General features: G+C 45.7%; 20 protein-coding genes and 3 tRNA genes. 20 read left to right on the top strand and 3 right to left on the bottom strand.

Annotated elements, in window-relative coordinates:
- The 10 genes from CK1_RS17685 to CK1_RS17640 form a co-directional block, all read left to right on the top strand.
- The coding region (locus CK1_RS17685; protein WP_306289046.1) for a S1 RNA-binding domain-containing protein at window positions 1-718 on the top strand (718 nt) is incomplete at its 5' end.
- A 90-nt stretch (window positions 719-808) separates the two neighbouring features.
- Entirely contained in the window at window positions 809-1,018 is a 210-nt protein-coding gene (locus CK1_RS17680) for a zinc-finger-containing protein (protein ID WP_015527490.1), read from the top strand.
- Window positions 936-1,250: a zinc-finger-containing protein gene (locus CK1_RS17675; protein ID WP_353611201.1), complete on the top strand. Its 315-nt coding sequence runs from the start codon at window positions 936-938 to the stop codon at window positions 1,248-1,250. Before CK1_RS17680 ends, CK1_RS17675 begins: the two co-directional genes overlap by 83 nt.
- Window positions 1,251-1,397: 147 nt before the next feature.
- Window positions 1,398-1,464: transfer RNA gene (locus tag CK1_RS17670), tRNA-Val, on the top strand.
- A gap of 24 nt (window positions 1,465-1,488) precedes the next feature.
- Window positions 1,489-1,572: transfer RNA gene (locus CK1_RS17665), tRNA-Leu, on the top strand.
- 217 nt (window positions 1,573-1,789) lie between these two features.
- The gene (locus CK1_RS17660; protein ID WP_015527488.1) at window positions 1,790-2,542 is read left to right on the top strand and encodes a tRNA threonylcarbamoyladenosine dehydratase; all 753 of its coding nucleotides are present in this window, start codon (window positions 1,790-1,792) and stop codon (window positions 2,540-2,542) included.
- 158 nt (window positions 2,543-2,700) lie between these two features.
- The gene (hydE, locus tag CK1_RS17655) at window positions 2,701-3,744 is read left to right on the top strand and encodes a [FeFe] hydrogenase H-cluster radical SAM maturase HydE (RefSeq protein ID WP_015527487.1); all 1,044 of its coding nucleotides are present in this window, start codon (window positions 2,701-2,703) and stop codon (window positions 3,742-3,744) included.
- 145 nt (window positions 3,745-3,889) lie between these two features.
- Window positions 3,890-4,474: a TetR/AcrR family transcriptional regulator gene (locus tag CK1_RS17650; RefSeq protein ID WP_015527486.1), complete on the top strand. Its 585-nt coding sequence runs from the start codon at window positions 3,890-3,892 to the stop codon at window positions 4,472-4,474.
- A 77-nt stretch (window positions 4,475-4,551) separates the two neighbouring features.
- Window positions 4,552-4,956: a metal-dependent transcriptional regulator gene (locus CK1_RS17645; RefSeq protein WP_306289045.1), complete on the top strand. Its 405-nt coding sequence runs from the start codon at window positions 4,552-4,554 to the stop codon at window positions 4,954-4,956.
- 203 nt (window positions 4,957-5,159) lie between these two features.
- Window positions 5,160-5,783 carry a histidine phosphatase family protein gene (locus CK1_RS17640; protein WP_015527485.1) on the top strand — a complete coding sequence of 208 codons (624 nt, stop codon included), beginning with the start codon at window positions 5,160-5,162 and terminating at the stop codon, window positions 5,781-5,783.
- Between the two features lie 384 nt (window positions 5,784-6,167).
- On the opposite strand, the gene CK1_RS17635 is transcribed toward CK1_RS17640, so the two are convergent.
- Window positions 6,168-7,880 carry an ABC-ATPase domain-containing protein gene (locus tag CK1_RS17635; protein WP_015527484.1) on the bottom strand — a complete coding sequence of 571 codons (1,713 nt, stop codon included), beginning with the start codon at window positions 7,878-7,880 and terminating at the stop codon, window positions 6,168-6,170.
- A 261-nt stretch (window positions 7,881-8,141) separates the two neighbouring features.
- Here CK1_RS17635 and CK1_RS17630 point away from each other — a divergent pair, with 261 nt between their 5' ends.
- The 9 genes from CK1_RS17630 to CK1_RS17590 all read left to right on the top strand — a co-directional run bounded on the left by CK1_RS17630 (window position 8,142) and on the right by CK1_RS17590 (window position 17,009).
- The gene (locus CK1_RS17630) at window positions 8,142-9,536 is read left to right on the top strand and encodes an aminopeptidase (RefSeq protein ID WP_015527483.1); all 1,395 of its coding nucleotides are present in this window, start codon (window positions 8,142-8,144) and stop codon (window positions 9,534-9,536) included.
- A gap of 271 nt (window positions 9,537-9,807) precedes the next feature.
- The gene (locus CK1_RS17625) at window positions 9,808-10,515 is read left to right on the top strand and encodes an ABC transporter ATP-binding protein (protein WP_015527481.1); all 708 of its coding nucleotides are present in this window, start codon (window positions 9,808-9,810) and stop codon (window positions 10,513-10,515) included.
- A 3-nt stretch (window positions 10,516-10,518) separates the two neighbouring features.
- Window positions 10,519-12,306 (top strand): efflux RND transporter periplasmic adaptor subunit, encoded by a 1,788-nt coding sequence (locus CK1_RS17620; protein WP_015527480.1) that lies wholly within the window; start codon window positions 10,519-10,521, stop codon window positions 12,304-12,306.
- The gene (locus CK1_RS17615) at window positions 12,299-13,531 is read left to right on the top strand and encodes an ABC transporter permease (protein WP_015527479.1); all 1,233 of its coding nucleotides are present in this window, start codon (window positions 12,299-12,301) and stop codon (window positions 13,529-13,531) included. Before CK1_RS17620 ends, CK1_RS17615 begins: the two co-directional genes overlap by 8 nt.
- 158 nt (window positions 13,532-13,689) lie before the next feature.
- Window positions 13,690-13,763, top strand: a tRNA-Arg gene (locus CK1_RS17610).
- A gap of 227 nt (window positions 13,764-13,990) precedes the next feature.
- Complete coding sequence (locus tag CK1_RS17605) at window positions 13,991-14,221, top strand: hypothetical protein (RefSeq protein WP_015527478.1); 231 nt, start codon at window positions 13,991-13,993, stop codon at window positions 14,219-14,221.
- A 21-nt stretch (window positions 14,222-14,242) separates the two neighbouring features.
- Complete coding sequence (locus CK1_RS17600; RefSeq protein ID WP_015527477.1) at window positions 14,243-14,845, top strand: class I SAM-dependent methyltransferase; 603 nt, start codon at window positions 14,243-14,245, stop codon at window positions 14,843-14,845.
- A 7-nt stretch (window positions 14,846-14,852) separates the two neighbouring features.
- Window positions 14,853-15,662, top strand: a complete 810-nt coding sequence (locus CK1_RS17595) for a Cof-type HAD-IIB family hydrolase (RefSeq protein WP_015527476.1) — start codon at window positions 14,853-14,855, stop codon at window positions 15,660-15,662.
- A 327-nt stretch (window positions 15,663-15,989) separates the two neighbouring features.
- Window positions 15,990-17,009, top strand: a complete 1,020-nt coding sequence (locus CK1_RS17590) for a calcium/sodium antiporter (protein ID WP_502685115.1) — start codon at window positions 15,990-15,992, stop codon at window positions 17,007-17,009.
- 131 nt (window positions 17,010-17,140) lie between these two features.
- Here the strand turns inward: CK1_RS17590 and CK1_RS17585 are convergent, their stop codons facing one another.
- Together CK1_RS17585 and CK1_RS17580 are read right to left on the bottom strand one after the other, a co-directional pair.
- Window positions 17,141-17,614, bottom strand: a complete 474-nt coding sequence (locus tag CK1_RS17585) for a hypothetical protein (protein ID WP_015527473.1) — start codon at window positions 17,612-17,614, stop codon at window positions 17,141-17,143.
- Window positions 17,615-17,620: 6 nt separating this feature from the next.
- A complete protein-coding gene (locus CK1_RS17580) occupies window positions 17,621-18,712 on the bottom strand; it encodes an acyltransferase family protein (protein WP_015527472.1) in 1,092 nt (363 codons plus the stop codon).
- 261 nt (window positions 18,713-18,973) lie between these two features.
- Here CK1_RS17580 and CK1_RS17575 point away from each other — a divergent pair, with 261 nt between their 5' ends.
- Window positions 18,974-19,282, top strand: coding sequence for a hypothetical protein (locus tag CK1_RS17575; protein WP_015527471.1), 309 nt, complete (start codon window positions 18,974-18,976; stop codon window positions 19,280-19,282).
- The last annotated feature ends 268 nt before the right edge of the window (window positions 19,283-19,550 follow it).

The following is a 19,550-nucleotide window of genomic DNA, read 5'->3' as shown; positions in this document are numbered from 1 at the left end:
CCGGATCATTATCCCAATGAATGAAATGATGATCAACCTTCAGGGAGACGGGCGTGAAAACGCGGATACCTTAAACCGTCAGGTCCGTATTGCTAACAACATGCTCGGCTGTGATATTGATTTCATCATCAAAGATCTGGATAACAAGAGCCGGAGCGTTGTAGCATCCAGAAAAGATGCAATGCTTAAAAAGAGACAGACTTTTTACCTTGGGGAAGATACAGAAAAACCAATGCTCTATGAAGGCAGGATCGTAGAAGCAAGGGTGATCGCGGTAGCTCCCAAAGCAGTCCGCCTGGAAGTCTTTGGTGTAGAAGTATCTGTCCGGGCCAGAGACATGGCCTGGGAGTGGATGGTAGATGCCGGAGAAAAATTCCAGGTAGGTGATCTGGTGCTGGTCATGGTCAATAAGGTGGAAGCAAGCTCTGTTGACCAGATCATTATAGAAGTGGATGCAAAGAGTCCGACAGCCAATATCAATAAAGATAACCTCCGGAAATGCCATAAACAGGGAAAATATACAGGGATCATTACGGAAGTCTATAAGGGAACCTATTTTATCCGCCTTGATATCGGAGTCAATGCCGTGGCACATTCCTGCAATATGTCCGCACTTCCGGGAAAGAAAGATAAGATCGGATTTGTGGTGACCCGCATCAACGACAACTATGAAGTGGCAGAAGGCATTATCACAAGGCTTATCAAAAGAGCTTCCTGAAATGTTTTTATAATTTTCAAAGAATTCTGTTGACACAGAAAAAGGAATTTCTTTAACATCGGAGATAAAGATGGAAAGGAGTGACGTCAGATGGCAAAAAAGAAGAAAAAACAGATGCGGGAAACCTTGTACTGTCCATATTGCAAAAGACCCGGGGTACTTAGGCCTGCAGCCTATGTCTATGGGGATAACAACCTGGATCCGGAAAAATACCTGTATGTATGCAGCGGCTATCCTTCCTGTGATTCATACATTGGGGCACACAAAAAAGAGTATGCGTCCTATGGGAACCATGGCTGACAGCAATCTGCGTAATAAGCGGATCGAAGCACACAGAGCTTTGGATGCAATCTGGAAAAATGGTTATATGACCAAACACAGCACATATATCTGGCTTCAGAACCGTTTGAATCTCCGGGAAAAGGACACACATATCGGGAAATTTTCTTATTACCTGTGTGAACAGACCATCCGGGAATGTACAGACTATATAAAAAGCCGAGAGGAAAAAAGAAATCCCCGGATAAAATAAGCGTGGCATGACGGAAAGGATGGATGCCCTTGAGACTACAGGCGACAGAAGATGATGTATATCATCTGATGGACCTTAAAGAACAGTATTTTATTATGACAGCAATATGCAGTGTGGCAGAGGGAATCAGCGCATACTTTTTCATTCTTAGCTCAGCTGGGAGAGCATCTGCCTTACAAGCAGAGGGTCATAGGTTCGAGCCCTATAGGCCCCATTTTTGAACAAATTAATTGAATATGCGGGTATGGTGGAATAGGCAGACACAAGAGACTTAAAATCTCTCGGGGGCAACTCCGTGCCGGTTCAAGTCCGGCTACCCGCAGTATCAGTAAGATTCCTTTTTTCAGGGATCTTTTTTTGTATCATAAAATTTATTGATGAAAACGGGAAAATATTCCTAGCTTATTGGTAGGGATATTGACAAGGCTATTTTCCCATGATAGAATCCTGACAGTTGTAAAACAAATCGGACAGATATAAAAAATATATCCGTTGTCAGTATAAATATACATGGAAAGAATATAAGGAGAAGTCAGAAAATGCTGAATCAGTTTTCAAGAACAGAATTATTAATCGGAAAAGAAGGAATGGAAAAGCTGAGAAATTCCAGAGTCGCAGTATTCGGAATTGGCGGTGTTGGCGGATATACGGTGGAAGCACTGGTCAGAAGTGGCGTAGGTACCCTGGATCTCATTGATGATGATAAAGTATGTCTCACCAATATCAATCGCCAGATTTACGCAACAAGAAAGACCGTAGGGAAATATAAAGTTGACGTGGCCAGAGAACGTATTCTTGAAATTAATCCGGATGCAGTTGTAAATATCCACAAAACATTTTATGTGCCGGAGACAGCGGATTCCTTTGATTTTTCCCAGTATGATTATGTAGTCGATGCAATCGACACTGTAACCGGAAAGCTGATGCTCGTAGAGCAGGCAAAGGCTTCAGGAACACCGATCATCAGCTCTATGGGGGCCGGAAATAAGATGGATCCAACAGGTTTTATAGTGACAGATATTTATAAAACGTCCGTCTGTCCCCTTGCAAAGGTCATGCGCCGTGAACTGAAAAAAAGAGGAATCAAAAAACTGAAGGTGGTTTACTCACAGGAGAAGCCAATGACTCCAATTGATGATATGGCGATCAGCTGCAAGTCTCATTGCATCTGTCCTCCGGGAACAGAAAGAAAATGTACTCAGAGACGTCAGGTACCGGGAAGTAATGCCTTTGTGCCTTCCGTAGTGGGACTGATCATTGCCGGTGAGGTTGTAAAGGATCTTATTAAATAAAAATTGGATCATTCTGTGTTACTGAGAACGGAATGAACAGTAACCATTCTGTAAGAACAGATATTGCATGTATACTTATATTGTGCAATATCTGTTTTTTTGTGATAAAATATTTTTTACAGATAGTTTTGTAAATAAAAGAGAAGGACAGATAAAGTATGGGGATCGTTGAAAAATTTATAAAAGAAGGACAGCTGACAAAGGAAGAATATCCGGAACTTCTGCACTTATACCAGGATCCGGATGCGGTTCGTCTGCTTCGGGAAGAGGCTGTCCGTATACAGAAAAAATATTTTGGAAATAAAATATATACAAGAGGTCTGATAGAATTTACCAATTACTGCAGAAATGACTGCTATTACTGCGGGATCCGCCGTTCTAACAGGAATGCCAGCCGTTACCGCCTTACGAAGGAGGAAATCCTGCAGTGCTGCGAGAATGGCTATGAGCTGGGATTTCGGACATTTGTGCTCCAGGGAGGGGAAGACCCATGGTTTAATGATGACCGGATGGTTGACATCATCCGGTCCATCAAACAGGGATATCCGGACTGTGCGATCACGCTGTCCATTGGGGAGAAATCAAAAGAAAGCTATCAGAGATTTAAAGATGCCGGAGCAGACCGCTATTTACTCCGTCATGAGACGGCCAGTGAGGAACATTATCGTTATCTTCATCCGGAGAGTTTAAGTCTTACAAACCGTAAACAGTGTCTTTATACCCTGAAGGAACTGGGATATCAGATAGGTGCCGGATTTATGGTAGGTGCGCCGGGACAGACGCTGGAGTATCTGGCGGAAGACCTTGTTTTTCTTAAAGACCTGAATCCGCATATGGTGGGGATCGGACCATTTGTCCCGCACCATGATACGAAATTTGCAGAGGAACCGGCAGGAAGTGTGGATCTGACACTGTTTCTGCTGTCTGTCATCCGGATCCTGCTTCCACAGGTACTTCTTCCGGCAACCACAGCACTGGGGACCCTGGACCCCAGAGGCAGGGAAAAGGGTTTTCAGGCGGGTGCAAATGTAGTAATGCCCAATCTTTCTCCGGTGAAGAACCGTAAACAGTATGAGCTTTATGATAACAAGATCTGTACAGGCGAGGAAGCAGCAGAGTGCAGAGGGTGCCTTACCAGACGTGTGGAGTCTGTAGGCTATGAAATCGTTACAGACCGTGGAGATTCCCCGATGACAGATTGACACGGGGTACAAAATACTTTCTTTTTTCAGTGATTTAAGGTAAAATACCAGTAAGATCAGATTGCTAAAAAATAACAGCTGGTCAGAAATAAGCGGAATTTTCCTGCAAAGCGGAATGCAGGAAAAATGATGGAGTGCGTAAAATATGGAAAAATCAGAAAATGCTGTGCGGAGCAGACTTCTGGAAGCGGGGAAGGAAGAATTCAGAGACAGGGGATTTCTGAAGGCTTCTCTTCGTGCGATCTGCAAAAAAGCAGATGTGACTACGGGAGCGCTATATTTCTTTTTTGAAAGTAAAGCAGCTCTTTTTGAAGAAATCGTGGAAGAGACGGTAGAGGATCTGAAGCGGATCATGGGAGACTTTACGGATCAGGAAAAACAACTGCATCCGGAAGAATATGACAGGATACTTATGGAATTTATCTGGGAAAACAGGGACATCGCAAAAATCCTCATAGATGGAGCTGAAGGTACCAGATATGTGAATTTCCGTGAGGATGCCTGTACGAAAATGGAGCAGATCCTTAATGAACGCTTTCAAAAGGAATGTGGACAAGAAGTTGATCACGAGCTGGTACATATCCTGGTACAGATGAAATTTCAGGGATATTGTGAACTGCTCCGGGGAAACTGCTCCAGGGAAAAAATCCTGGAAATTTCCAGAATTCTGCAGATATGTTCCAGCCAGTGCCTTCTGGCAATTGAGGCAGAACTAAACAGAAAGCATTAAAAACCATTGCTCATTCTCCTAAAGTATGTTATGATTAACTTGGTTAGTTTTAACAAACCGAGGGAGGTGTAAATAACGTGAGATCAAATGAATCATCTGAAGATTATTTGGAAACGATCCTGATCCTTGGAAACAGGAGTTCTCTTGTAAGAGCTGTGGATATCGCGGCAGAGATGGGCTTTAAGAAACCGAGTGTCAGTGTTGCCATGAAGAATCTTCGCCAGAAAAATCTCATCACAGTAGCTGACAACGGAGATATCCGTCTGACAGAGGACGGACATAAGATTGCCGATAAGGTATATGAACGTCATCAGCTGATCTCTTCCTGGCTGATGATACTGGGAGTCCAGGAAAAAACAGCGATTCATGATGCCTGCAGGATCGAGCACATAATCAGTGAGGAGAGTTTTCAGGCATTGAAAAAGGCAGTTTATGAGCTGAGGGAGCAGCAGGCTGTGCTCCAGGGAGAAACTGCGGATTAGGTTTGATCCCTGCAGCAGAAGCTATCAGGAATTGACAACTGAAAAAATAAGAATATAATGGAAATCCAGGTTATGAAATGGAGGATACCAAAAGATGAAATTACTTTTTATACGACATGGAGACCCGGATTACACAATAGATTCCCTGACCGAAAAGGGCTGGAAGGAAGCGGAATTTCTTTCTGAAAAGATCGCAGCTCTTGATGTCAGGGATTTTTTATGTTTCTCCGCTTGGAAGAGCAAAGGATACCGCATCCTGCACACTGAAGAAAAACGGAAGAACAGCTACAGAATGCAAGTGGCTGAGAGAATTCGACGTAAAGATCAGAAGACCGGATCTTCATGGGGAAAAGATCATTCCCTGGGACTGGCTTCCCCAGGACTGGACGAAGATCGAAAATTTCTACAGCTTTGACCGTTGGTGGGATAATGACATCCTGCGAGAGGGAAAAATGAAAGAAGAGTATGACTGGGTCACACAGAATTTTGATAAAGTTCTGGCAGAGCATGGCTATGTGCGGGAAGGACATTATTACAGAGCAGAAAAAGCCAATGAAGATACGCTTGTGTTTTTCTGCCATTTCGGTGTAAGCTGTGTACTCATCAGCTATCTTCTCAGTATCTCTCCGCTGGTGATGCTGCAGAATTTCTGTGCGGCGCCGTCATCGGTGAGCACCATTGTTACAGAGGAGAGGCGAAAAGGGATCGCGTCCTTCCGTATGAGCTCTTTTGGAGACATTTCTCATCTGTATGCGCATCAGGAGCCGCCGGCTTTTGCTGCCAGATTCTGTGAGACATATGATAACAAAGAGCAGAGACACGACTAAAAAGCGAAAGAAACGGCTGTAATATTTCGGTTTTTTCCGGAAGACCATGGTAAATAATGATCAGCAGGATTATTTTGGAAAATGATTAGACTTCGTTAATAAATTTTATAAATTTATTAGAAATTGTACAAATTTCTCTCACATTTATCCTGTATGATATAAACATCTTAAGAGAACAGAAGCTCTTAAGAAAAACTCTTTCCTTTCCCTAAAATATGTATGAAGATAAACCACCGTTCCATTGGCAAGACAGAGCCGACAGGACGGTGGTTTTGCATTGCAGAAAAAAACTGCCGAATGACAGAGGAGATAAAGATTTCCAATGTGTATCGGCAGCGTTTTTTTGTTGTCTGAGATTTATTGGATATACAGCTTCAGGCACAGCTACGGCCTGCGATAGCGGTTAAAGCAGGAATATATTTCCTGGATCCTGGGCATGGCATAACCGCATGGAATATAAGAGCCTTCCGAGAAGAAGGACAATCCCTGCCTTTTCAGCTGAGTATCCAGATAAGTGATGATCTCCGGCAGAGTACGTTTTCCGTCAATGAGATGTTCGCAGGCATATTTCAGAAGCAACGCCAAGGATGCAGTTTGCTCGGAGTCGATCAGCTGCTCCACATAGCGGAGATCCACTTCGGTTTTTCCAAGAGAAAAGCCATCTTTGCCGTGAACCTTGGTTTTCAGTCTTTCCGGCTGTCCGGGACGGCTGTGGCGGGATGGAGCCACTTTGGCCCTGGTCATGATGCGATGGCTTCCCGGAAGGCGGAATGCAGGGGCCTCAATGTCTGAGAGAGGATATTCCTGACAGAGCTTTTTGGTGACTGCTGTGATGTCCACCGGATGATAATTATCCATCTGGATCACAGTATCCGCAATATGGAAAAAAGCTCCGGAGCTTCCGGTAACCAGGATAGTGGAGATCTCTGCCTTTTCATAGAGATCCCGGGCACGTTCCAGAAATGGAGTGATGGGCTCTTTTTCCCGGCAGATCACCCGCTGCATGAAGGAATCACGGACCATAAAGTTGGTGGCAGAGGTATCCTCGTCAAGGAGAAAGACTTTACTTCCGGCCTCCATACTTTCCACGATACCGGCAGCCTGTGAAGTGCTGCCGCTGGCATCCTCTGTAGAAAAGCAGAGGGTGTCTTTTTTATTTGGAAGATCGTTGATAAAAAGAGAAATGTCCACATCTTTGATAAAACGGCCGTCCTCAGAGCGAAGCTTCTGAGCAGAAGGATCGGTAATGACATACTCCCGGCCATCGCCGGAAATGTGATCGTAAATTCCCAGCTCCAGTGCGTTAAGTAAGGTGGATTTGCCATGGTAGCCGCCACCTACGATCAAGGTGATGCCGCAGGGAATGCCCATGCCTGTGATGGTTCCTCTGTGGGGCAGATCCATGGAAACCCTCAGGCTTTCCGGAGAAATAAAAGGAACAGAATTTTTCATCGGGCGTGAAGAGATGCCGCTTTCCCTGGGGAGGATAGCGCCGTCACTGACAAAGGCAGCCAGAGAACGTTTTTTCAGCTCCTGACGGATAAATGCCTGATCTTCGGCAAGGCAGATGGCTTTTCTCAGCGCTTCCGGGTCAAGATTCCGGTAAAAAAATGCCTTGTGAATACAGACCGGAAGAAAATCGAAGAGGATTTTTTCCAGTTCGGGAGAGTTGATGGTTCTGCCATTGGCCGGGAAACCGATGAAAAAACGGGCAGTGATGCCTTTTTCCGTTATTTCACAGGCGGTACGTGCAAGAACCTCCTGACCACAGTGGCTTACTGAGATCAGGCCGCTTTTTCCGGAGCCTTTTGCACGGAAGGTATAACGGTTTACCTGCTGTTCAAACTGGCGGTTCAGAAAGTCTCCCAGTGTGATGCGGGTCAAGGAATCCTTATAATATTCTGCCGGAAATCCGGTGTCTCGGTGGGAAAGCTTCACACTGATGTGAGAGGGAGAGGCAAAAGGATCCCCCTGCACGTGGTCAATGGACAAAATATAACGGTCAAACTGGTATGCACCCCGCAGAGACTTGTATGCAGGATAGCTTTTGCGGTTGATGCTGTGAAGAAGCTCTTTTAGCTGAGCAGATGCTTGCATGTTGTTTCCTCCTTTGCCCTGTTGGAGCATACAGGTAAAGTCTACGGTGAAACAGAAAGCTTTCCGTGTGTGAGATACCTGAAAATTTTGGATACAGGGCCAATTCTTAAGAACTACTATAACGAATCATAAAGATTTTGTAAAGAATGGGAATTGCGGTGGAAATTCGTAAATGTTTGACCTATAATAGTAGACAGATTGCAGATAATATGATGAGAAACGGCAGCTGCCGGAAGCTATAAAGAAAGGTGGACCACTAAAATGGAAAGAAGAAATGCGTGGCTTTCTTATAAGGAAGCAGAAGAGACAGAAATGGAGAAGCTTGCGAAGGCTTACAGAGAATTTTTGGATAAAGGAAAAACGGAGCGGGAATGTGTTGCAGAAATTGTGAAGGAAGCAGAGGCTGCCGGATATGAATCTCTTGAGTCGAAGCTTGAAAAAGGCGAGAAGATCAAGGCAGGTGACAAGGTTTATGCGGTAGGGATGAAGAAGATCGTTGCTCTGTTTCATGTAGGAACGGAAGAGCTTTCCGGAGGTATGAGCATTCTCTGTGCACATATCGACTCTCCGCGACTGGATATCAAGCAGAATCCTCTGTACGAGGATACGGATCTGGCTTATCTGGATACCCATTATTATGGTGGTGTAAAGAAATACCAGTGGGTGACACTGCCTCTTGCCATGCATGGTGTTGTTGCAAAGAAGGACGGAAGCATTGTGGAGATCAGCATTGGTGAGGATGTGGAAGATCCGGTACTTTACATCACAGATCTTCTGATTCATCTTTCCGGAAAACAGCTCCAGAAAAAGGCAGCAGAGGTTATTGAGGGTGAGATGCTGGATATCCTGATCGGCAGCAGACCTCTTGCAGAGCTTCCGGATGATTCCAAAAAGGATGCGGTAAAACAGAATGTGCTGAAGATTTTAAATGAGAAGTATGGTATTGAGGAAGAGGACTTTCTTTCAGCAGAGCTGGAGATCGTTCCGGCAGGAAAGGCAAGAGACTGTGGACTTGACCGCAGCATGATCGCAGCATATGGACAGGATGACCGTGTATGCGCTTACACATCCCTTGCGGCAATGCTGGAGATGGAGGAGACACCGAAGCGTACCGGCTGCTGTCTCCTTGTAGATAAGGAAGAGATCGGAAGCGTTGGTGCCACAGGCATGCAGTCCAGATTTTTTGAGAACAGCGTGGCAGAGCTTCTGGATGGAATGGGCTGCTATTCCGAGCTTGCATTAAGAAGAGCTCTCCGTAATTCCAGCATGCTTTCTTCCGATGTAAGTGCCGGCTATGATCCGGCCTATGGTGAGGCTTTTGAGAAAAAGAATGCAGCATATCTTGGACGTGGTATTGTTCTTAACAAATTCACCGGGGCAAGAGGAAAATCCGGTTCCAACGATGCCAATGCAGAGTACGTTGCAAGAGTTCGCAGGATTTTTGATGATCACAATGTTGCTTTCCAGACAGCAGAGCTTGGAAAAGTTGATTTTGGTGGAGGCGGAACCATCGCTTATATTGCGGCACTTTACGGAATGGAGGTTATCGACAGTGGCGTGGCAGTGCTGAGTATGCACGCTCCGTGGGAGGTTACCAGCAAGGCAGATGTATATGAGGCATACAAGGCATATAAGGCGTTTTTACTTGATGCATAAACAGATGTATAAATGTGCGTCAGTTCTGAAGACATTCAGGTGAGCTTTTCGTTACAGATCAATGAGCGGGGGTTTCCCGGAAATGACAGAGCAGTCTGCCTGCTGCTGTTTTTGCTTGGAGCGTTCCGACGAGAAACAGCAGTATCCCCTGCAGACTTCGCTCTGTATTTTTTAACCTGATCAGGGAAGCTCTCTGCTTCAATGGCGAAAAGCAATAAGCAGAGGAGAGGCTTGCCTGGGACTGATTTACTTTACAAGGAGTAATTTTATTATGGAAGATGCATTGGTACGGGTAGTAGATCTGTGCAAGGTTTACAATCCCGGAGAAAATGAGGTGCGGGCGCTGGATCATGTGAACCTGGAGATCTATAAGGGGGAATTTGTGGCTATTATCGGACAGTCCGGTTCCGGAAAATCCACCTTTATGAACATGCTGGGCTGTCTGGATGTCCCCACCTCCGGGAAATATTATCTGAATGGAACAGATGTATCCACAATGAAGGATAACGATCTCTCGGTGGTACGAAATAAGGAGATTGGTTTTATCTTTCAGGGCTTTAATCTGATTGCAAATCTTACGGCTCTGGAAAACGTGGAGCTTCCTCTGATCTACCGCGGGATTGACCGGAAAACAAGAAGAAAGCTTGCTGTGGAATCTCTTAAAAAAGTCGGACTTGAGAAACGTATGGATCATAAGCCGAATGAAATGTCAGGGGGACAGCAGCAGCGTGTGGCTATTGCCAGAGCTATCGCAGCCAGGCCGCCGGTGATCCTGGCGGACGAACCAACGGGAAATCTGGACTCTGCATCCAGCAGGGAAATTATGGAGATCCTGAAGGGAATGCACAGATCAGGAGAAACCTTGATCCTGATCACCCATGATAATGGAATCGCGGCTCAGGCCAGACGTGTGGTCCGGATCATGGATGGAAAAATTGAATCAGATACGATCAACGAGGAATTCGTCGAGGAGGCTTAAGAAATGAAAAAAGGGAAAAAGATTGTGATCGGTGTGGCAGCAGTGGCTGTTGTGGCAGGCGGTATTTATGCGGCATCCGGTGCAGGCCGCGGGGAATCACAGACTCCGCAGATTGCTGTTACCAAAGCAGAGACAGGAGATGTGGAGGAGATCGTAGATGCGACCGGAACCGTTGTCAGTGATGAGCAGAAGACCTTTTATTCTCCTGTGAACGCACAGATCAAAAGCGTATCCTTTGCAGAAGGCGATACGGTTTCAAAGGGAACGAAGCTGATAGAGTTTGAAGTGAAGGATCTGGAGAGGGATAATCAGAAAGCAGAGCTGAATGTACAGTCCGGACAGTATGATTACAAAAATTCCATCAATAAATCCAATGAGGCCCAGCAGAAGCAGGACAGCGCAAAAGCAAAGGTTTCCAGTCTGGAACAGCAGGTAAGGGAGCAGCAGAATTATCTGGCTTCCCTGAGATCACAGCTGGCGTCTGTACAGGCTCAGGCTGCGGCAGATGCGCAGGCCCAGGCCCAGGCGGAGACCCAGGCAAAGGCAGAAGCCCAGGCTGCCAGGGATGCAGAGACTCAGAGAGCGTATTCGGAAGCGCTGACTACATATCAGAATGAGACACTTCCGCAGTACCAGCAGGAGCTGGGACAGCTGAATTCCGATTATGTAACGGCACAGAATGCTTATAATCAGGCAGATACCAGTTATAAGATGGCTTTTGCACAGTGGCAGGCAGAGCAGAGCGATGAGAATGCCCAGGCGCTGGATGAAGCGGAAGCAGCAAGAAGTCAGGCAGAGATCACCTGCCAGGAAGCAAAGGAAGCTTATGAGGATAAGAAGGCCAACCAGCCAAAAATGCCGGAGTATTCTGATTACAGCAATAGTGCGGCCGGTGATTTTGTTACCGATGGAGCTTCAGAGGAAACACAGGAGCTGACGGATCAGGCATCTGCGGATGCTTCTTCTGCAGGAAGTACAGTGGATACTTCTGCCATTGAGAATGCGATCGAACAGGCAACCTCTGATCTGGCGGATCTGCAGTCGGATCTTGCTTCCCAGAAATCCATTGCAGAGGCGGATTCTGCCAGCCTTACAGAAGAAGAGAAAGAAAAAATGCGTGTTAGCAACAATCTTACTGAGCTGGATGCAAAATCTGCGAAAGAGCTGGTAGAAGAAGGAAAGAAAGGCATTTCGGCGGATTTTAACGGCGTCATTTCCAAATCAGCAGTCCAGCAGGGCGCATCGGCAACACAGGGAATGGAGCTTTTTACCCTGCAGAATACAGATAAGGTCAGCATTGATATCAATGTGTCCAAGTATGACTACGATAAGGTAAAGGAAGGCCAGAATGCAGACATTACCATCGGTGACAGGAAATATACCGGCAAGGTGACAAAGATCAGTCACATTGCCACAACCAACGAAAAGGGTTCCACATTGATCCCTGCCACAGTGAGCATCGACAAGCCGGACAAGGATATTTTTCTGGGAGTAGATGCGAAGGTAAAGATCTATGCAGAAAAGGCAGAGGATGTGGTAACGCTTCCGGCAGGCGTGGTAAATATCGGCAAGGATGGTTCCTTCTGTTATGTGCTGAAGGATGGTGTGATCACAAAACAGGATGTCACTACAGGAATCAGTTCGGAGGATTCTGTTGAGATCACAGATGGAATTAAAGCCGGAGATAAGGTCATCGAGGATCTGGGCTCCCTGGAAGAGGGAATGAAGGCAGAGGCAGCAGCGGCAGACAGTGACAGTGCAGCAGAGACAGGGGAGACTGCTAATGAGTAATATTTATGAATATATCAAAATGGCGATCCATAATATCATGGCCAATAAGGGAAGATCCTTTCTCACCATGTTAGGGATCATCATCGGTATCGCATCTGTGATCGCCATTGTGTCCATCGGTGAGGGTACGAAGAATCAGATGAACAGCGAGATCAATGATATCGGCGGCGGCCAGATCGCTGTTTACTGCAGTGATGATGCCATAGCAGACCAGGTCTGGATCGAGCCGGAAGATATTGATGCAGTCCGGGAGCTGGATGGCGTGGAAGGTGTTAATGTTTCAGATTCCTATACAGGCGAGACCGTAACCGGAAAGGGTGATTTTAATCTTACAGTGACCGGGGAGGCCCAGGATGCCAAGCTGGTGGACAATGCTTCTGTGAAGTACGGAAGCTATTTCGGGCAGAAGGAGATCGAAGAGGGAAAAAACGTCTGCGTGATCTCCGATGCCGATGCGAAGAGGCTTTTCGGAACGGATGATGTAGTGGGAATGACACTGGACATTACCTGCTATGATCTGACCAAGACATTCCGCATCTGCGGAGTCACCACACAGAAAGAGAACGGAACCTTTGTCAGCTATACTTACGATGGAATGCCGGTGACCATAAATGTGCCTTATACGGCCATGGACGACTTTACCGGAAGCAGCGGAGAATTTTATCAGATTATAGTTCAGGCGGATAAGAGTCTGGATTCCCAGGCGGTCGCAGATAAGATCATAAATCTTCTTGAGAGACGTCACCAGTGTGCCGGAGATGAATATTTCCAGGTACAGAGCTTCCAGGATGTTATGAAATCCATGAATCAGATGCTTGGTATGGTGACTGCGTTTATCTCTTTTGTTGCGGGCATTTCCCTTCTGGTAGGTGGTATCGGTGTTATGAACATCATGCTGGTATCCGTCACAGAGCGTACCAGGGAGATCGGTATCCGGAAATCCCTTGGAGCGAAAACCTCGTCTATTATGTTACAGTTTCTTGCGGAGGCGGCAATCCTGACGATCATAGGCGGGCTGATCGGTATTGTGCTGGGGATTGCAGGCGGCTATGTGATCTGTGCGGTGATCAGCAGCAGTATGGGAATGACCATCACACCTGGGATCAGTGCGGGAACCATCCTGGCGGCTACGCTGTTCTCCTGTGCAGTAGGTGTGTTCTTCGGAATCTATCCGGCGAAAAAGGCAGCGAAACTGAGCCCGATCGAGGCACTTAGACGGAATTAAAAAACTGTTGCTTTTGCATCAAAAATAGCAATAAAAAATATTTTTAAAAAAATACAAAAAAAGTTTCAAAAAACCCTTGACATTTTATTGGTCTTAGAGTATCATACATATTGTTGCAGCGGTGATACGAAATATCACAAAGGAAAAGCAACAAAGATGTGCGTTTAGCTCAGCTGGATAGAGCGTTTGGCTACGGACCAAAAGGTCGGGGGTTCGAATCCTCTAACGCACGTATAAAGCCTCTGGAATTGTTCCGGAGGCTTTTGTTTTGTGTTTCGGAAACAAGCGAAAAATTGTATTGACACTGGTAGTGGGCCAGAGTAGAATAAAAAACAGAAAAGAAAAATTTTTGTAAAGCTGTTTGTTTGATACAAGCAGCTTTTTTCAAAAGAAAAAGTGAACAATAACAAAAATACAGAATACCTGAAACACAGGTGAACCTATCAGGAGGAAAAAACAATGCCAGGATATCTGATCAAAGATACAACAAAAGAGGAACGTAAACAGATCGTGGAGGAATCTCTTGGAAATATTTCCGCGAACTGTGATGGCTGTATGGCGAGACTTGCGGATATGTATCAGGATTATATTGACGGAAAGAAAGAAATCCGTGAGATCAATATGGAGTTCAATGCCAGGTATGTCCATGGAGATATGGATAAAGAGGAAAAACGAAGCTGCCCGATGTAGCGAACGGAGATTAACAGAGGCATGGATCAAAATGAAGTAAAATATGATAAGCTGCTGAAGATCAAAACCACCGGTCGTGACGATTCCAGAGCGGATCAGTACTGTTATCCATACGAGCCAACGCCGTACGGGGTGCTGGAACGGCTGGCTTATTGTGGATATCTGGGGAAAAAGAATCATCTGATCGACTATGGATGTGGAAAAGGCAGAGTGGATTTTTTTCTGGCGTGGCAGGTCAGATGCCGGACTACAGGCGTGGAGTACGATGAACGTATGACAAAAGCCGCAGAAGAAAACAGGCAGCGGGCTGTTTCCGGGACAAAAACATCATTTATACTGGAGAATGCGGCCCTTTTTCAGGTGCCGGAGGCCGCAGACAGATTTTATTTTTTCAATCCCTTTTCTGTGGAAATACTGAGAAGCGTCATCGGACGCATCCGGGAATCCTGGTATGAAAAAACAAGAGAAATGCTACTGTTTTTCTATTATCCATCTGACGAATATATTTCATATCTGATGACCGTAGAGGAACTGGAATTCCTGGACGAGATCGACTGTCAGGATCTTTTCGACGGGAAAAATCAGAGAGAGAGGATATTGGTATTTCAGATGGGAGAGGAGTAAAAACAACATGATAAAACTGATCGCAACAGACGTAGACGGAACTCTTGTAAAAGACGGGACCATGACTATCAATCCGGAATATATGACAGTGATCCGGAAGCTGACTGAGCTGGGAATCACCTTTGTGGTGTGTTCCGGGCGGCAGTATGACAGTGAGAGGAAGCTGTTTGAGCCGGTGAAGGATCTGGTGTATTTTGTGTCAGATGGCGGTACGGTGATCCGGAAGAATGATAAGATCCTGAAGGTACATACACTTCCGGATGAGGTTTGGAAACGCATGCATCATATGGTGAAAGAAAAAATGCCGGAATGTGACTGCTTTATTGCCACACCGGAATGCTGCTATGCGGAGAATGAGAATGGAAGGATGTTCCGGTGGCTGCGGGATTCCTATGGCTATGATATGAGAAAAGTGGATGATCTTTCTTCTCTTCAGGGAAAACAGGTGCTGAAATTCTCTGTCTATCACCCGGAACGGTGCGAGGAGCTTTGTGCACCGTATTTTACACCGGCATGGAGGGATAAGGTAACACTGGCGGCTGCCGGAAAAGAATGGATGGACAGTACTCCGCCGGAGGGCGAAAAAAGTACAGCTGTCGAATTTATCCAGCAACAGTTAGGAATTTCTCCGGAGGAAACCTGTACATTCGGAGATAACCTCAACGATATTGCCATGCTCCAGAAAGCGGGAATGAGCTATGCAGTAGCCAATGCCAGAGCGGAAGTGCAGACAGCAGCCATGGAAGTGTGTCCCTCTTATAGTGAAGATGGAGTCCTACAGATCCTGAAAGGGATTGTTTCTGAAAGCGGAAAATAATAAAGATACATAAAATATGTGCTTTCGGTAAAGAAAAGTCACCGGCCAGGGGTTGACTTTTAAAAACAATTCTGTTAAATTGAAAAAAATTGAAAATTTTAATTCCATGAGGGAGTAGTTCGCACGTAAGTGTGATTTGTCAACAGACCCGGTTTTTTCTGAAAAACCTGGCAAATCTTAAAGAATGAGACTCATGTATGCTTTGTTATATTTTATTGCAGCAGGGCATACATGGGTCTTTTTTATGTAACAAAAGAATGCCGGAAAGAATTTTTTCAGCAGGGCGGGCGACAATGAATCTCCGGGTTATGGGAAATAAAAAAGAAAGTGAGAAGAAAAATGGAAAATCTGGTAAACAGTTCACCGCTGATCCTTGTGTTAGTTTTTCTTGTGATCGGCTTTGTGTTCCTGATGAAGGGTGCGGATTTCTTTGTAGAAGGAAGCTCCAGTATTGCAAAAAGGCTGAAGGTGCCGCCGATCATCATCGGTCTTACTATTGTGGCAATGGGAACATCTCTTCCGGAAACCGCAGTCAGCGTTACAGCGTCACTGGTCAATAACAATGAGCTTGCGGTCAGCAATGTGGTAGGTTCCAATATTTTTAATCTGATGGTAGTTGTTGGAGTCTGTTCCATCCTGACGCCGATCCTGGTACAGAAGGAAACCATCCGGAGGGATATTCCGTTTTCCATGATCTGTGCGCTCCTTCTTCTGGGGCTTGGGATCCTGGCAGCAGGAGATACGATCGGAATGAGACTTGGTCATCTGGATGGAATGATCCTGCTGGGATTTTTTGCAGGCTATATTGTGGTAATGATCCAAAGTGCCATGAAGGCCAGGGCAGCAGGAAAAAATGTGGACATGGAAGGAATGGAAGAGCTGGAAGAAGAAATCGGCATCCTTTCCTGGCCGAAGAGCATCCTTTTTATTGTGGGAGGCGCACTTGCCATTGCCTTTGGCGGAGATCTTACTGTGGATGCTGCCAGCCGCATTGCCATTGATCTTGGAATGAGCCAGACACTGGTGGGACTGACCATTGTTTCTATCGGAACTTCCCTTCCGGAGCTGGTGACTTCCGTGGTTGCAGCCAGAAAGAACGAAGTGGATATGGCTGTGGGAAATGCGGTAGGCTCCAATATTTTTAATATTCTGATGGTTCTCGGAGTTGCATCTGCCATCAATCCGGTGGCACTGATCCGGGAAAATATTATTGATATTGTCATACTTATCGTGTTCTCGCTGATCGTGTGGATCTATGCGGCCACAAAGCAGAGGATCAGCCGGAAAGAGGGAATTTCCATGGTGTGTATGTACCTAGTCTATGCAGGGTATATTATCTGGAGATAGCTGTTGTGGGCATGCAGCTGGTCCGACGTGGATAATAGTATCGGATAGGGTTTATACCAATGCAAAATTTATAAGAAAAGCTCCAACTGTATCAATATCGGGATACAGTTGGAGCTTTTCTGCAATTATGCTCATTTGCACTCAGAAGAGAAAGCTTTTTTTGAGGATTCTTCTGAAGCGTTCTTCTGATGCGGGGTCATATCATCGCTGTCCGTCATCAGATATTTCCGGATGGCAAAAAGAATGGCGATACCGATGATCCCGATCAGTGTCTGTACAGGATCGAGATGTTCCACGACCATCTGCCTTGCTGTTGCAAAAAGCAGGACCTCCACAACAGTCTGGGCGGAATGGCGACAGAGCATTTTTACAAACTCCACACCGACTACAAGAGACAGTGCCTGTGACAGGAAACTGGTAAAAAAGCTGGTGTCCATATCCATGATGGAGGTACCGGCAGTTGTAAGGATCAGACGCAGTCCGGACAGTGCGATCACGATAATGATCACGATGGATAATGCGATCTCTGTGTAACGGGCTGTGTTGTAGATCAGTTCGTTAAAATGCTTGCGGATATTGTGGTTAACGGCGGTTCTGTCTTTCATGGGAAGTTATCCTTTCTTTTTCGCAGAAGCGGGATGATCGATAAAGCGGGTTGCAAAATAGCCGAATACGCAGGTGATGACCACCATACATGGCAAAAACAGCCAGAAGCGCTGCTGGCTCATGGTGTTGAACCATGGCGCATTGGCCTGCAGGATCATGATGATGGGCATATGCCACAGATAGATCCCGTACTGGTTCCGGGCTACGAAGTACAGCGGATGCAGAAACCTGAAATCCATTTCCGGCAGGAGGGGGAATCCCACAAGTAGTATACTGAACAGGCCTGCAAGGATGGAATGTGCCGGATAACCGGAGGGAGCGGTGCCATAAAGCCCGTGACTGTGATAATAAAAGATCCATACCAGGATCAGTGCGGTGCTTGCAATAGAAACCGGAAGTCCAAGCTTCAGCCGGTAATCCTGCATACGATCTCCGGTCTGTTTCCAGAAAGCGGCAGCAGCCATTCCCAGCACGAAATTATCCAGCGCAGAGAATACCTGACGCTCGTATACAAAATATACAGAGTTATCCGAAATCCCGGAATTGTGGAGATAGCGGACAACGGCGAACCGGCAGATAACAGTGAAAACAATGGACACAATGGCAGAGACGAGCCAGTTTTTCCGGACTGCCTTATAAAGGAACGGGGCGATCAGATAAAACTGAAAGATCACGCCCATCGTCCACAGCGCACCATTGATGGAACCATGAGTCACCGGGGAAAAGTTCTCCGTGAACGTATAGTACGCAAGGATGTGACGAAGTCCCTCATTGCTGAACATCTGCGTGGACATAAAGATCAGAAGGACCGTGATACATACATAATACTGGGGCATAATGCGGATGCAGCGCTTTTTCATAAAAGCCCGCCAGCCGGGGAGACAGCCTCGCGCCTCCGAAGAAGAAAGGGAAAGATAAATCCCATATCCGCTTAACAGGAAAAACAGTGTAACTCCTACTTCACCTCCAAGAGTCAGAAGTGTGTGGATGGCTGTATGCGACTGCCATGGCTGCCCGGACAGAACGTAGCAGTGATACAGCATAATGTAGAGGATCGCCCCCGCACGGAGCAGATCGATATTTTTGATACGCTTCATAAATAAATCCTTTCCTGAAAAAAATAAGTCTGCCCCATGACTGAAACGGGCAGACAGAGATAGGTTTAGTATAGCATGAACGTGGGAGATTGGAAAGCTGTCGGAGGGAACCGTAACGAAAAATTTATTATTGCAGAATGATGTCATTGCACTGATTGACGACGCCGGAGAGACTGTAGTAGAATACAAGTATAGCAGCTGGGGAAAAATCTGTCAGAGATAAACTGGATCACTGCCGCTTCCGCAGGACTTGGAACCGCTATGGGATTTTTGGGAATTGGTGGTTCGACAACAGGTGCAGTTGTAAGTGGTGTTACTTCGTTTGTAAGTGATTATTATGAAAATAGAGATTTTACAAGTGCGGTTATAAATGGTGCGGTAAGTGCGGGAATATCATTATTTTGGAGTGCTGTAGATAATATAGGACCAAAGCAAAATCAAAAAGGATATTTGAAATATATGAGAAAAGATTACCATGACGCAAATCGAAGAATTTCAAATATGAACCTTTCATTCGCAGAGGCATTACCGCTACGAAGGGCAGTTAATGAAGAAAAAATGAAAAAATGAGGCAATTAACAGTAACGCGAATAAATGCTTATTCTAGAGATTATTGGAGTAATAGGAAGGTTAATTCTAATATTGCAATACGAAAGTATGGGAGAGTTATTGGCGGGGGATGTGAGTATACTCCGGGAAAAGGAACGCGGTATATGAAGTGTTATAAGTATTTAGGAAAGTTATATTGGGTTTATGTATAAGTTTTGTATGTAAAAATATATGGGAAATGTATTTGACGACTAGGGGGGGGGTCATAATAAACCGAAAAAGAAAAAAT

It is taken from the genome of Ruminococcus sp. SR1/5 (genome assembly GCF_000209835.1).
Lineage (GTDB): Bacteria > Bacillota > Clostridia > Lachnospirales > Lachnospiraceae > Blautia_A > Blautia_A fusiformis.
Note: the sequence above shows the minus strand (reverse complement) of the source record. Positions and strands in the feature narration are given on the sequence as shown.